The organism is Maribacter thermophilus (assembly GCF_001020565.1).
Lineage (GTDB): Bacteria > Bacteroidota > Bacteroidia > Flavobacteriales > Flavobacteriaceae > Maribacter > Maribacter thermophilus.
In genome coordinates, this window is sequence record NZ_LDAS01000001.1 from 1134354 (window position 1) to 1149796 (window position 15443).

General features: G+C 35.8%; 11 protein-coding genes and 1 riboswitch. Of the genes, 8 read left to right on the forward strand and 3 right to left on the reverse strand.

Annotation, left to right across the window (positions count from 1 at the left end; translation table 11 throughout):
• Position 1: 1 nt before the first annotated feature.
• The gene (locus AB657_RS04990; protein ID WP_047245483.1) at positions 2-2341 is read right to left on the reverse strand and encodes a chondroitinase-B domain-containing protein; all 2340 of its coding nucleotides are present in this window, start codon (positions 2339-2341) and stop codon (positions 2-4) included.
• 391 nt (positions 2342-2732) lie between these two features.
• On the opposite strand from AB657_RS04990, the gene AB657_RS04995 reads away from it, so the two are divergent.
• Both AB657_RS04995 and AB657_RS05000 read left to right on the forward strand, forming a co-directional pair.
• Entirely contained in the window at positions 2733-3560 is an 828-nt protein-coding gene (locus tag AB657_RS04995) for a LytR/AlgR family response regulator transcription factor (RefSeq protein ID WP_047245484.1), read from the forward strand.
• A 226-nt stretch (positions 3561-3786) separates the two neighbouring features.
• Positions 3787-4893, forward strand: coding sequence for a TraB/GumN family protein (locus AB657_RS05000; RefSeq protein ID WP_157491589.1), 1107 nt, complete (start codon positions 3787-3789; stop codon positions 4891-4893).
• A 96-nt stretch (positions 4894-4989) separates the two neighbouring features.
• On the opposite strand, the gene AB657_RS05005 is transcribed toward AB657_RS05000, so the two are convergent.
• Both AB657_RS05005 and pnuC read right to left on the reverse strand, forming a co-directional pair.
• Positions 4990-5991 carry an acyl-CoA dehydrogenase family protein gene (locus AB657_RS05005; protein WP_047245486.1) on the reverse strand — a complete coding sequence of 334 codons (1002 nt, stop codon included), beginning with the start codon at positions 5989-5991 and terminating at the stop codon, positions 4990-4992.
• Positions 5978-6583 carry a nicotinamide riboside transporter PnuC gene (gene pnuC / locus AB657_RS05010; protein ID WP_047247818.1) on the reverse strand — a complete coding sequence of 202 codons (606 nt, stop codon included), beginning with the start codon at positions 6581-6583 and terminating at the stop codon, positions 5978-5980. Before pnuC ends, AB657_RS05005 begins: the two co-directional genes overlap by 14 nt.
• Before the next feature lie 45 nt (positions 6584-6628).
• Positions 6629-6736, reverse strand: a riboswitch (TPP riboswitch).
• A 234-nt stretch (positions 6737-6970) separates the two neighbouring features.
• Between pnuC and AB657_RS05015 the strand changes: the two genes are divergently transcribed.
• From AB657_RS05015 to AB657_RS05040, 6 genes are all read left to right on the forward strand, one after another.
• Positions 6971-7348, forward strand: coding sequence for a DUF2200 domain-containing protein (locus AB657_RS05015; protein ID WP_047245487.1), 378 nt, complete (start codon positions 6971-6973; stop codon positions 7346-7348).
• Positions 7349-7569: 221 nt separating this feature from the next.
• Positions 7570-8352 carry a hypothetical protein gene (locus AB657_RS05020; protein ID WP_047245488.1) on the forward strand — a complete coding sequence of 261 codons (783 nt, stop codon included), beginning with the start codon at positions 7570-7572 and terminating at the stop codon, positions 8350-8352.
• A gap of 396 nt (positions 8353-8748) precedes the next feature.
• Entirely contained in the window at positions 8749-11562 is a 2814-nt protein-coding gene (locus tag AB657_RS05025; protein WP_047245489.1) for a type I restriction endonuclease subunit R, read from the forward strand.
• On the forward strand, positions 11562-12869 hold the full coding sequence (locus tag AB657_RS05030; protein ID WP_084696378.1) for a restriction endonuclease subunit S: 1308 nt from the start codon (positions 11562-11564) through the stop codon (positions 12867-12869). Before AB657_RS05025 ends, AB657_RS05030 begins: the two co-directional genes overlap by 1 nt.
• A gap of 69 nt (positions 12870-12938) precedes the next feature.
• Positions 12939-13910 (forward strand): virulence protein RhuM/Fic/DOC family protein, encoded by a 972-nt coding sequence (gene rhuM, locus AB657_RS05035; protein ID WP_047245491.1) that lies wholly within the window; start codon positions 12939-12941, stop codon positions 13908-13910.
• A gap of 1 nt (position 13911) precedes the next feature.
• Positions 13912-15435, forward strand: coding sequence for a class I SAM-dependent DNA methyltransferase (locus AB657_RS05040; protein ID WP_047245492.1), 1524 nt, complete (start codon positions 13912-13914; stop codon positions 15433-15435).
• Positions 15436-15443 lie beyond the last annotated feature (8 nt).

The following is a 15443-nucleotide window of genomic DNA, read 5'->3' on the forward strand; positions in this document are numbered from 1 at the left end:
TTTACTGATCAAATAATAATCCGACATCCTGGCCTTTGGTGCCTTTTCCTTTTAAAGGGGAACCGGGCTTTAATTCATATCCTTCTTCGGCAAACCCAGGATCTATCTCCCAAAGATTTTCTGTACGGTATTTTTGATCTCCGGTAACCGTGAGCTTATCCGATTGGTAAAAGTTATTGTTAAGTACATTCACAATGGGTTCACCTACCACCAAGTGCATATTAATACCTTTGGTCTTATTAAAAATATTGTTCTCTATGCCTATTACCTGAACTCCGTAAAGCGATACGGCGGAATTGTATTTATTACGAGCATCAAAACCTACATTATCGAACACATTATGTTCCATTTCCAAGAATGGACCAAAGGTACTCTCATCCTTTCCACCTCGGTACAATCGTAACGCCGCACCTCCAATATCGGTAAAGCTGTTATTCTTAAAAATAACATATTCCGCGTTATAGATTCCTATATCATCGGTTTCCTTGTCCAGGGCGACCACATTACCGGTAATGGTCTTGAACTTAGAGTTTGTGATACTTAAGGTATCGGCAAATGTGTTTTTGTACACACGAATGGCATCGTAAGAATGGTTTACATCCAAGTTTACAAAATCGCAATCATCTATAAACAGTTTGTAATTTTTGTTCATGGAATATTTGCTGGTAGTAATAACTGAATTACCTGTTCTATCAGGAGCATCTTCCCCATCGAACACCAAATGTGACAAAGACAGGCTACCACCATTGTTTATTTGAAAGAGTGATTTTTTCTCAAAGAACACTTTTGCCTTCTGATTCCCTTTAGAGGTGATACTTAAGGGCTTGTCCACTTCTATGGTTTTTGTATTCGGATAGGATGCTCCACCTTCCAAAACCAACACGTCACCTGCATTTGCCTCTTTGACAGCATCAAATAGCGCATTCAATCCAGCTGCTACTTCAATGGTATTGCCAGAGGACAGTGCCACATCGGTATCATCTTTAGGGTACCAAGAAACACCCGTATCGTTTTTTGATAAAATATTTTCCGGAAGATCGGCACCGACTCCCTCTGGGGCGTTCACGGGCACCAATAATCCCGATCCATTCTCCGCCAATTCCAAATCTTGTTTAAAAAACCCACCCTCATTGATAAGGACTACATTTTTACTCACAAGATTGTTGTTGAAGGTTATACCGCTGATGTCATCGTAAACAGTAAAAAGGTTGTCGCGATTTTCATTGTAGAAAATATTATTCTCCACAAAGGAATCTACAGGTGGGGCATTACGTTCGGCATCTGCACCGGCACAAAGTTGTATATGGTCGCTATTGATAAAAGTGTTGTTGCGAACAATCGCATCTTTGGCCTGATCGTACCTATTGATCGGAGAGTTATAGATCCCGTTCATGATTACAAAAGCACCACGAAAACGATATCCCGTTAAACCTACCCCATAATTATTGGTAACGGTCTGCTTGCCGTTGATTACACGAATACCACCCGTGCTAGGTTTATTGTTTCCAATAAAAATATTACCATCCACAAGGGTGTTTTCTCCATGGCGCATGGTCAAGGTTCCTGTGCACTCGTAAAACACATTGCCCTTATAAGTATTCGAGCCCGACTTATTGGATATAATCTCATGCTCACCATTACATCTATCAAAGTAGTTAGATTCCACTACAGTATTAGAATTTGTTCTAGAATAATGACTTGTTCCTATTCTTAAGGTTTCACCCCCATTGGAACCAAGGTTTTGTCGAGGGCCAAAATAATTATGATCGATCTGGTTGTGGTTCTCTTGGCTAGCTTCGGAGTTTAAACGTACGATCATGGTAACGCCACGATTACGTTTTCCTACGAGATGATTGTGATCCACTCGGTTATTTTTACCATAAATGGCGACCCAAGTATCGGGTTCGTGCCTTTCTGGGTTATTAAAATTATCGATTACACATTCTGTTAACCTACTATTGTTGGCCAAAGTATTTTTATCTTTCTTAAAGGAAATAACCTCTGTGGTCGGGGTAAATCCGTTTTTAAAAACAAGGCCCTCTACGATTAAATGTTCACCGGCCATTCTCAAATTTGACTGCCCTTCCAAAATTACCTTTCCTTTTTCCTCAACAGTTAATTTGATCGGTTTCTCTGCCGTACCATGACCCTCGAACAAAAGTTCGGCATTTTCCCAAACGCCATTGGCAAGCGTTACGACATCGCCCGGTTGAAGATCGGGAACCAATGCATTGAATTCCGCTACGTTATGTACCAAGTTTTGTTGTTCGGTTGATTCTGATCCACAACCCACTATAATGAGTGCAGATAATAATAAGATGGATAGTTTGTTTAAATGCATAATATAATTGGTTTACCAATTTGGTTTACCAAATATATAGATTTATTTATGAGCTACGCAAAATTTTTACCAATAAAATATAAAAACCATATTATTACACCCGTATTTGTATCATATTAAGAAAATATGGCGAAAATAGATTTTTTTAAACAAAAACCGTACCTACGGTAGGTCAAAGCAATAAGGGAAACTATTAGAATTAGTACTACACCAAAGTTTCTACCTCCTCCTCCTAAAAATCTCCGATTAGACTATTTTGTTTATTAAATTTAAAACGTAAAATCGCAGTTTTAACCCGTTCAGTATAGATTTGTGACTGTACATTATACATCTAAACTGCGCATAGCTAAACTGTTCGTCATAATTAACAGGACAATCGAAAAAGAAATAAATGATTTCATTGAATAAAACCATCGCATATACCAAAAATTGGAAACACACTTTTTGGACTGCGTTATTGTTAGGTGTATTACTTCCTCTTTTGTTAATTACCTTAGAACCTTTTGACAATAGCAATAGTTTTTCTTACAAATATGTGATTCTATCCGGTTATGCGCTTTGCATTATAATCCCCATACTACTTGTTCATCCGATAGAAAATTACTTTTACGAAATTCAAACAAACCGTTGGTTTATACTAAATGAGGTTTTTTATATCATCTCAACACTCTTTATAATATTTCTCTTTGCCTTTTTTTATCATTTCTATATAATAAGTGGTCGAACATCATTTACTTTCGATTTGATATGGGACTTTATAACCTCTTTCGGATTTCCGTTCATACCCATTATAGTACCTTTTTGGCTGTACCTACGTTCTAAATATGGTTTAATAGAAGTTCCTATGTACGATGAAAAGAACATTGAAAAAAACAAAACCATTACTATTAACGGAAAGAACAAATCTGAAACCTTAAAAATTTATGAGTCGGATTTTGTTTTTGCGAAAGCGCAACAAAATTATGTGGATGTCTATTATAGAACCGAAACCGGCATTCAACAAAAAACCTTTCGTAATACCTTATCGAATATTATGAAACAATTACCTAAAGCATGGCAAGTACATCGCTCTTACCTGGTTAATCTGGATTATCTTAAATCTCTAGAAGGAAACGCCAGAAAGCGTTTTATTAGAATTCATGAAACTGAAGAAACCATTCCTATCTCTCAAGTGTATTACGAAGCTTTGCATAAAAGGCTTTCAAATTCGTCCCAATAGCCTTCAAAATAAGCCCAGACACTTCAATTTTAAACCAAATATTTCAAATTAATCACACTTTTTTTTTGCCCTTATTTTTTTGGATTCTATTTGTAGAGATCTTAAAAAAAGCAAAAAAATGAAAATCCGTACACTCATTATCCTAGTGATTTCTTTAGTAATTTTTACAAGTTGCTCATCAAGTAAATATGTGAATTATTTAAAAGAACACACCGAGGTTATTAAAATGAAAGACACACTCTGGTTCAATTCATTAGATACTAATTTTTATCAAAACAAACTTTTTTTATTAGGCGAAGTGCACGAAGTTGAAACTTCGCCCAGAATTGATTTTGCACTATTTACCCAACTTAACGAAAAAATAAAAATAGACGTTTATTTGGCTGAAATGGATATGGCCCAAGCCTATTACCTGCAAGAATATTTAAAAGGCTCAAATAATCTTGAGCTCCAAAATATATTAAAAAAATGGCCTGTTTTTATAGGTACTGTTTCTAAGCAATACAGAAATAAATGGGAAAAAATGAGAGCATATTATAAGCTACTTCCTGAAAATTCGAAATTTCAACTTGTTGGTATCGATAGAATTGCGGACTTTGATCTAGTCAGAAAACTGTTGAAAGAAAAACTACCTGAAAAATATCATAAAGAGATTCAGTGCGAAAACGACTCCTTAATTTCATGGTCCATAAGCAACCTCACTAATATTATACAAAAAGAAGAATCAAAATTAAGCAAGAACACAATTGATTTGCTGACAAATATCGAGTTCAACCTTTCTAATTACGCACAAACCAGAAGCAGAGACAAATTCATGTACCAAAACTTTAAAAGGATGCATGAACAGAATCAATGGAAAAATAAGAACATCTATGGAGGATTAGGGTTTTCACATACGCTACAGGCTTACAACTACACTTTTGCGGGACGTATAAAGAAAGACACAACCTTACGCTATAAAGATAGAATGGTGAGTCTAAACAGCTTGTATGTCGATTCTAAATTAACTGTAGACAGCAGGGCATTACCTAAGTTTATGCAAGATAAAGGGAAAGAATTTACAAGATTAAACTACTCACAAGACAATAGATTATTTATGTATATACAAGGCATAGCCGATTATAAAAGGGTAACAGACCCCAAGACCATAAGTTTGATCAAGTTAGATGCCCAAGGTTCTCCATATTTAAATTCGACCAGAGGAACTAAAGTAAAAAAACTGATAACCGTTTGGGATGCTTATGACATTTTAGAAGGTACATCTACCACAGACTATGCACAATACATATTTTTTGTTCGAAATTCGGATTGGATTCAACCGGACGAAAAGTAACAGCCTGCAACATACTACACCCGTAAAAAACATTAAGACCGTGGGGTCTATGCCCAAAGATTCAAAAATCAGATTCTTTGAGCTTTTTTATTAATACTATTTTCTAAAAATATGATGCTGCGTAGCGGTAAAGAAATCTCTGAATACCAAGTTTAAACAATGGTTTTCACTAGCGGCACGGATGCCCAAACAGGGAAAAATTTCTATGATGACCTTTGAAAGTGAACGAACGGAATCTGTCGCCCTTTGGTGTACCTCATTGATCCAAGCTTCGGGAACCTTATCTGCATTGGCCACCTGCTTCTGCATGCGCTCCGCAAAATCCATGGTCAATGCATCGGCATTTTCAATAGCTTTTTGAAGGTTTTCCAATTTTTCCCCTGAACCTATCAGCTCTTTGGCCTCTTCCAGAAAATGGTCTGCCATGCCAATATAATTTACCCAAAGGGTTAGATCGGCAAACGGGCCAAAGGGTATTTTGAATATAGCGTGGGGCTGGTGCACTTCATGGTACACAAAGCTATACTTGGCATGCACCCATTTCGATAGCACCTCAAAAGAATCGGTGGCCGTTGCCTTTAACCCCATGGTATTCCAGTCCCTAATAATCCGCACATCTTCCCTTTTTATCACAAACGAGCGTATCAACGGAGAGCCGTCGGCTTGCAATAGGTCTTTTCCATTCTCTTGTATCTTGGCATTTAAGGTAAAGTGGGTCAAAAATGGAGCTCCTGTGGCGTACTTCCATGTTCCCGACAGCACATAGCCTTCCCCTACCCTTTCCGCAGTACCAAAAACACCACCGCTTCCCCCAAAACAGACAGGCGTGCCTGTATCTTTAAAAATTTCATCGGCCACGGTTTTTGGTAAGTTTCCAATAAAAAAATTAGCCCCACTGCACAGGGTTACGGTCCACCCTAGGCTACCATCTATCTTGGCCAGTTCCCTCAATTTTCTTAGTCCGTCCGACAAAGACATCTCGAGCCCTCCGTAAGATTTGGGCACCCACAGATTCCATAAATTTTCTTGGGCAATACGCTCCAATACCTCGGGGGAGAATTCTGCCTGTCCGAAATTAAATTCGCTAAGCTTTTTCATAGATGCCACCATTTTCTTCCGCAATTATTTTTTTCCATTTCATATATCCCGAAATGGCCACCATGAACAAAAAGGTGGTCAATCCTGCATAAATGTACAAGCCTTTATAGACCAATAAGGGTATAGAGATAAAGTTGCTGATATTCAGATATACCCAGCATCCGATTTTTCTTTTTGCCATCAACCACATACCCGCCCATGCAAAGGAGCAGGCCAAAGCATCCCAATAAGGCACATCGGAGTCTGTATGCTCGCCAAGCCAATAGGCCATTATTACAAAACACCCCAGAACGATCCCAATGGCAATGCCCTGCTCTCTTTTATTAGAGTATGAAACAGGGGTTTCCCGTCCTTTTTTACCCAATTTCCAATACACCCATCCATAGATACTCATGACCAAATAGTAAAGATTGAGCAAGATGTCGGCATACAATTGAGACCGGTACATCACATAGATGCCGATTAAAATGGCAATGATCCCAAAAAGGTAATTGTGCACATTGTTCTGCCGTGCCAAAAGTACTTGCGCCACACCAAAGGCGGTGCCGATCCATTGTAATACGATCAATGATAAAAAAAATTCCATTTGCATTTGGTTGTCCATAATGTTCTGGGGTACCAAAAATGGAATTTAGGGCGAATGCCCTACCAATTTCCCTACGCCAGCATTACCTGGATCAGGTGCGAAGTGGTCCACTTCCGGGTATAATCTCAGCCCTGTAAAAGGGCACCCCAATGTATGGCGTAAATATAGGAAATAGTTGTTAATTTCATAGATTGTTTGGAGAACAACATAAGGTCAAATCAAAGATGGAACCTCTTTGATCCTTCCCCCTCTGATCATCCGCCTTTATACAAGCCCTTTGGTACCGTTACATGCACCAACTTTTAATTCTATTTACTATATTACCATAAAAACCGCTACTGGCACCTAACGGCGCCATCTCTAAAACGGGTTAGCACTCATAAATTTAAGATCATGCCAGAGGTCACCGCAGAAAAAAACGAGAAAATCGCAAAAATGAACTTCGGGTCCATTTATCCACATTACCTGAACAGAATAGAAAAACATGGTAGAACCAAAGAAGAACTAGACCAGGTTATTTTGTGGCTAACCGGTTACGATCAAGATACCTTGCAATCCTTTATTGCAGGTAGCGGAACATTTAAAGATTTTTTCGAGGGCGCCAGACTACATCAAAATGCACATATGATCAAGGGCGTGGTGTGCGGATATCGTATTGAAGAAATACCTGAGGAGTTTGCCTTGTATCGCGATTGCAGGCGAATGGAAAAACTAATCGATGAATTGGCAAAAGGCCGTAAAATGGAAAAAATTTTGCGGGTAGAAAAATAAATAAAAACAGGAACCTACAAAAACTAAACTATACCCTCATCTCAAAAGCTAAAAACACTTTATTCTGATCCTTAATTTATGGGGCCGCTGCACTCGGAAGACAGGGCTCCATTGCTTTTCTAAAAAAACGGGAATAAATTCACTATTTTTAAATGGTGAAAACCTCCCTACTTGTAGCGGGGCATTACCTGAAATAATTCAAACCAATAACCAACAACCAAATGAAAAAACAATTAACATTTCTTTCCTTTTTTTTAATCCTTACAAACATTGCGTTTAGTCAAATAGATGCTAATATAGTCGATTTAAAAAACAATAAAACAGTACGACTTGATGAAATATTCACTGCTTATAATCTAAATAAAGAACTACCTACTTTTGTTATAACTTGGAGTGGCAATTGGTGTTACCCGTGTATAACATTAATAGATCGTTATAATAAATGTGATTTATCGAAGATGAATATTATTACGGTCAATGTTGATAATGAAAATAGTTTAGAAGATGTGCTTAAAGAGGGATATCATCTAAAATGGGACAAGTCTTTGAATTTTCATGCCAATATCGGACAAGGTAAAACAGGATTTGACAATGTATTTAATGTTTCGTCTGCCCCACTAATACTTTCTTTAAAAAACGGGAATATATCAGAAGCATTCGTTAGTTACAATGTATTACCATATACCCTATTGAAAATAGGGCTCATAAAAGATGTGGAATTTATTTGGAACAGTACACTTGACTTAAATTCGCTAGCTTGGGATTATTATAAATACGTAGAAGACCCCAATGAACTAGAGGAGGCTAAAAAATGGGTTATTCGTTCGATTGAATTAGATAAAAACTATCATAATGTAGACACCTATGCCGCTTTATTGTTTAAAACCGGAAAATATACAGAAGCCCTAAAAAAAGCAAAGGAAGCTATCGAAATAGCCAAAGAAAATGATCAAGAATTTGATTCTACGACTAAATTAATAAATGAGATCATAGAAAGATTATAAAGCCAGTTACCAACAATGCAACTTGGTTAAAAACAAACAGATTCTTCCTTGATCTAAGAGCATACTATTTTAGGCCCATTGATTCTGTAAAACAGATTCTTTGGGCTTTTTCTATAGTACGCTTTTCTGTAAAAAAATAGTACTTTAATTTATATATTGGGGTGCATTTGGGCAGCCAACCCAATGTTTTATAGAAGTATAAAAGATATATACGTACTATGATGGTACGTTTACAGAGTTGTTGTAAGTAATGCAAAAATCGAGCGAAAATTGAACATTTGAACAAAAAAGCCAACCGCACAAACAGCACATTTGTTTTTGCCAACGCTCGACATTCCGCTAGCCGAAAAAAATGTAAATTGACAATCAAAAAAGAATTAAAAATTAAACTAGTAAATGACTGCTAATATTAACCAAAACCCTGAACAAATAGCTCGTGATAAAATAGACGAAATGCTACGAGAAGCTGGATGGTTAGTTCAGTCTAAAAAGAAAGTGGATTTATCTGCTGGAAAAGGAGTTGCTGTTCGTGAATATCAAACTGATGTTGGTCCTGCCGACTATGTGCTTTTCGTTGACCGAAAACCTGTCGGAATTATAGAAGCGAAACGTGAAGACGAAGGACACAGGCTTACCGTTGTTGAGGAACAATCGAAAAGTTATGCAGAAGCAAAATTGAAATACTTAAATAACGACCCTTTACCTTTCGTTTATGAAAGTACAGGAACTATTACAAGATTTACAGATTATCGAGACCCAAAACCAAGGGGCAGAAACGTTTTTAGTTTTCATAAACCTGAAACCATTGCAGAATGGTTAAAAAAGGGGCAACCTCTTCGAGAAAGATTGTTATCAATTCCTGCACTTGATGAAACAGGATTACGTCCTGCTCAAATTGTTGCGATTAATAATTTAGAACATTCTTTTAAAAAGAACAAACCAAAAGCCTTAATTCAAATGGCTACTGGTGCAGGTAAAACCTTTACAGCTGCTACATTTATTTATCGTTTGTTAAAACACGCAGACGCAAAACGTATATTATTTTTGGTAGATACCAAAAACTTGGGAGAGCAAGCCGAACAAGAGTTTATGACTTTTCAACCCAATGACGATAACCGAAAATTCACAGAATTATATAACGTTCAGCGTTTAACATCAAGTTATATCGCTAACGATAGTCAAGTTTGTATTTCTACTATTCAACGCCTCTACTCTATTTTAAAAGGAGAAGAATTAGACGAAAGTGCAGAATTGGAAAACCCTGAAGAAAATACCTGGCTCAAAAAACAAATGAGCAAAAAGAAAGCAGTTCCTGTGGAGTACACACCCAAAGTACCTATTGAACAGTTTGACTTTATCGTTATTGACGAATGCCATCGTTCTATATACAACCTTTGGAAACAAGTATTAGACTATTTTGATGCGTTTTTGATTGGTTTAACGGCAACACCTGATAAAAGAACCTTCGGTTTTTTCAATGAAAATGTAGTAAGCGAATACACTTATGAGGAATCGGTAACGGATGGTGTAAATGTACCTTACGATGTGTACACTATCGAAACAGAAATATCTCAAAAAGGTGCCGTTGTAGAATCGGGTTGGTATATAGACAAAAGAGACAAGTTAACCCGAAAAAAACGTTGGGAGCAGCTAGATGAAGATGTGAATTACCAACGTAACGACCTCGATAAAAAGGTTGTCAACCCAAGTCAAATCCGAAATATTATTCGTGAGTATAAAAAAGCCTTAAAAACGACCATTTATCCTAATCGTGTGGATGAAAATGGCGATTACGAAGTGCCAAAAACCTTAGTATTTGCAAAAACCGACAGTCACGCTGATGATATTATAAAAATCATTCGAGAAGAATTTGACGAAGGCAACGACTTTTGTAAAAAAGTAACCTACAAAATAGACGAAGACCCAAAATCGGTTCTGAACCGTTTTAGAAATTCCTATTATCCACGAATTGCCGTTACCGTTGATATGATTGCAACTGGAACAGACGTAAAACCTTTAGAAGTTTTATTGTTTATGCGAGATGTAAAAAGCATCAACTATTTTGAGCAAATGAAAGGGCGTGGAACACGAACAATCAATAACGATTCTTTACAATTAGTTACCAAAACAGCTAAAAGCAAAACGCACTTTGTTATTGTAGATGCAGTGGGTGCCACCAAATCTAAAAAAACAGATAGCCGACCTTTAGAACGTAAGCAATCTGTTCCAATGAAAGATTTATTGGGAGCTATTACAATGGGACACCAAGACGAAGATTTGTTTTTGTCTATAGCCAACCGTTTAATTCGTTTAGAAAAACAAATTACCGATAAAGAAAAAGATAAATTATTGGAATTTTCTGGTGGCAAAAATCTAAAGCAGATAACTAAAGAACTGATTACCGCTTTTGACCAAGATGCTATTGATGAAAAAGCACAATTGGAAATAGATAAAATTCCTGTACAAGACCAAACACCTGCTTTAATTGAAGACGCTAAAAAGGAAGCACAAGAACAACTGATTTTAGAAGCGAGTAAAACCTTTAATGGCGAACTGAACGAGTATCTGGAAAACGTACGAAAACAACACGAACAAATTATTGATAGCGTAAACATAGATACCGTTACAAAAAGCGAATGGGAAACCACTTCTGTAGATAAAGCCAAGGAAGTTGTAAAAGACTTTACCGAATATTTAGAAGCCAACAAAGACGAAATTAAGGCATTGAGCATTTTTTACAACCAACCATACAACCGTAGAAACATTACCTTTAAAATGATAAAAGACGTAATGGAAAAACTACAATTAGAAAAACCATTATTAGCACCTGATTACGTTTGGGATGCTTATGCAACTTTAGAAGACGTAAAAAGCAAACAACCAAAAGATGAATTAACTGCCTTGGTATCCTTAATTAGAAGAGCGTGTGGAATAGATAGCGAATTAAAAGCCTACGATAAAACCATAGACCGTAATTTCCAGCAATGGATGTTAAAACAAAACGCAGGACAACACAACCGCTTTACACCAGAGCAATTAGATTGGTTACGTATGATAAAAGACCACGTAGTGAGCAGTTACCATATAGAAATAGACGATTTAGATTACACCCCTTTTGATGCCAAAGGCGGAAAAGGAAAAATGCACCAATTATTTGGCAACCAAATGAATGACATTATTAACGAACTCAATGAAGTATTAGCGGCATAATGAAAGAGGATTGGATAGAATGTACAGTTGAAAATGTTGCGCAAGTTTTAACAGGAGGTACACCTAGTAAAAAAAGACCAGAATTTTATTCTAAAGACGATTATCCGTTTTACAAACCAACCGATTTAAACGCTGGAATTAATGTAATTAAATCAAACGATTACTTATCTAGTTTAGGATTTGAGAACTCAAGAAAAGCTATTAAAAATTCTATTCTGGTTACTTGTATTGGAGCTACAATTGGCAAAACTGGTTTAATTAAAAACGAAGGAGCTTTTAATCAACAAATAAATGCGTTATTTCCTAAAAAAGGAATTTCTAACATCTTTTTATATTATCAGATAATAGGTTCAGAATTTCAGCAACAAATAAAAGCAAATGCATCTTCAACAACTCTTCCGATATTAAATAAAAGTAAATTTTTAAAGCTAAAATTAAATATTCCACCACTAGTTGAACAAAAAGCCATTGTCAAAAAAATAGAAGAATTATTTAGCAGTTTAGATAGTGGAATTGCAGACCTTAAAAAAGCACAAGACCAACTCAAAATTTACCGACAAGCTGTTTTAAAAAAGGCTTTTGAGGGGGAATTGACAAAAGAGAAAGCTTCACCTGAATTAATCAAACTAGGTGATGTGATAGATAAACCTAGATACGGTACTTCAAAGAAATGTTCTTTAGAGGTTAAAGGAATACCAGTTTTGCGAATACCAAATATAGGTTCTGGAATAATTAACACAGATGAATTAAAATATGCTTCTTTTGAAGAAAAAGAAATTTCAACATTAAAATTAAAAGAAGGTGATATTCTGACCATCAGGTCTAATGGAAGTGTTGACCTTGTTGGAAAATGTGCTTTAATTACAAAAAAGGATATCAATTACTTGTATGCTGGTTACTTAATTCGATTAAGACCAAATCACGAAAAAATTAATTCAAAATATCTTTTACATTGTTTGAGTTCACATAGTTTAAGAGTTCAAATTGAGTCCAAAGCAAAGTCTACTAGTGGTGTAAATAATATTAATTCAGGAGAATTGGCTAGTCTAGAAATCCCGCTTTTTACAATAAAAGAACAACACCAAATCGTCAGCGAGATAGAAAGTCGTTTATCGGTTTGTGACACAGTAGAAAAAGATATTGCAGACAGTTTAGAAAAAGCCCAAGCATTACGTCAAAGCATTTTGAAGAAAGCTTTTGAGGGTAAATTGTTAAGTGAAGCAGAAATAGCCGATTGTAAACAACACCCAGATTATGAGCCGGCTAGTGTTTTGTTGGAGAGAATAAAAGAAGAGAAAAAGAAATAGTCAATTAGGAATGGAGAATTATGAATAAATGAACTTGTGTAAAAATTGCAACAGTTCAAGAAATAATAAATGGATAGGCAAAACCAAATAGAAATTTACCAAGCCAAAGATGGCTCTACTCAAATTAATGTACAGTTTGAGCAAGAAACAGTTTGGCTTACGCAAGCCCAAATGGCTGAGCTGTTTGGCAAAGATGTAAGAACCATTAATGAACATCTTAAAAACATATATGCTTCTGAAGAATTAGCGTCAGATTCAACTATCCGGAAATTCCGGATAGTTCGTCAAGAAGGGACAAGGCAAGTAAATAGAAATTTAGAACATTATAATTTAGATGCAATTATTTCTGTAGGTTACAGAGTTAATTCTAAAAGAGGAACTCAATTTAGAATTTGGGCAACTCAAACCTTAAAAGACCATTTGGTAAAAGGGTATACCCTTAACGAAAAACGTTTGGCACAAAAAGAACAAGAAGTACAAATACTAAAAGATGGCATTACCATTTTAAGTAGGGCTATTGAAGAAAAATCAACAGATAATGAATGGTTAGCTGTTTTTGCAAAAGGTTTAAGCCTGTTAGATGATTACGACCACGAACAATTAGATACAAAAGGTTTAACTAAAAGAGAAGCTGATTACCCAAGTTTAGAAGATTATCAAAAATTAATCAATCAAATGCTAACCGAATTTGATAGTGCTGTATTTGGTAAAGAAAAAGATAAAAGCTTTCAAAGTTCTGTAGCTCAAATTGCAAAAGGATTTGGAGAAGAAGATTTTTACCAAACATTAGAAGAAAAAGCAACAATGCTTTTATATTTAGTGGTAAAAAACCATTCGTTTGTTGATGGTAATAAACGAATAGCAGCAGCTTGTTTTTTGAAGTTTTTACAGCAAAACAAAATGCTTTTCAATACACAAAATCAACCTATAATTAGTAATGATACACTAGCCAGTTTAACCCTTTTTATAGCTTCTAGCAAACCAGAAGAAATGGAAACGGTAAAACGTTTAGTGATTAGTGTACTTAATAGAAATAAATAAAATGACAGATTCAAGCATAATATCAAAAATATGGAACCTCGCCAATGTACTACGTGACGATGGTGTAGGTTATGGAGATTATTTAGAACAAATTACCTATTTGCTATTCTTAAAAATGGCAGATGAACTCAATAAACCACCTTATAACAAAGGTTTGGTTTTTCCAAAGCTAAAAGATGTTGAAGGCAATGAGGTTGAAAATGCCGAAATTGCCAATTGGGAAACCTTATCTAGCAAACGTGGTGCAGAGTTAGAGTCTTTTTACAGCCAATTATTGCGTACACTTTCTACAGAAAAAGGAACGCTAGGACAGATTTTTACTAAAAGTCAGAACAAAATACAAGACCCAGCCAAACTGCTAAAAGTCATCAATCTAATTGACAAAGAAGATTGGAGCATGATGGGAGCAGATATCAAAGGTAAAATCTATGAAGGACTTTTAGAGAAAAACGCAGAAGATACCAAAAGTGGAGCTGGTCAATATTTTACACCAAGAGCTTTAATCAAAACAATGGTTGCTTGTGTGCAACCCAAACCAATGAGAACCATTGTTGACCCAGCGTGTGGAACTGGTGGTTTCTTTTTGGCGGCTTACGATTGGATTGTAGAAAACAACAAACTAGATAGAGAAGAAAAAGCGTTTTTAAAGAACAAAACTTTTTATGGTAATGAGATTGTTGCCAATACACGTAGAATGTGCTTAATGAATATGTATTTGCACAACATCGGGGAAATAGACGGAGAATCGTTCATCAATCCCAATGATGCCTTAATTGCAGATGATGGCAAACGGTATGATTATGTACTTGCTAATCCACCTTTTGGCAAAAAAAGCAGTATGACCTTTACCAACGAACAAGGCGAAATTGTAAAAGAAGATTTAAGCTATAATCGTCAAGATTTTTGGGAAACCACATCTAACAAGCAATTAAACTTCTTGCAACATATAAAAACACAATTAAAAATAAATGGAGAAGCTGCTGTTGTACTTCCTGACAATGTGTTGTTTGAAGGTGGAGCTGGCGAAGAAGTGCGTAAACAATTGATGAAAACCACAGAATTACATACTATTTTGAGGTTACCAACAGGAATATTTTATGCCCAAGGTGTAAAAGCAAATGTGTTATTTTTTAACAACAAGCCTGCAAGTAAAGACCCTTGGACAAAAGAAATTTGGTATTATGATTACAGAACAAACGTACATCATACACCAAAGAAAAGTCCAATGCGTCAAGAGCATTTAAAAGAATTTATTGAGTTGTATAATGGTAAGAACATTAACAAACGAAAAGAAACTTGGAGTGAAGAAAATCCAGAAGGAAGATGGAGAAAATACACTTATGACGAAATCATAGCAAGAGACAAAACGAGTTTGGATATTTTTTGGCTGAAAGATAAAAGTTTAACCGATTTAGACAATCTACCTGACCCAAATATTTTAGCGAATGAAATAATTGAAAATATAGAATCTGGATTGAATAGTTTCAAAGAAATAATGGAAACGATTAATGGAGAATCGGAATAAGCCAACTC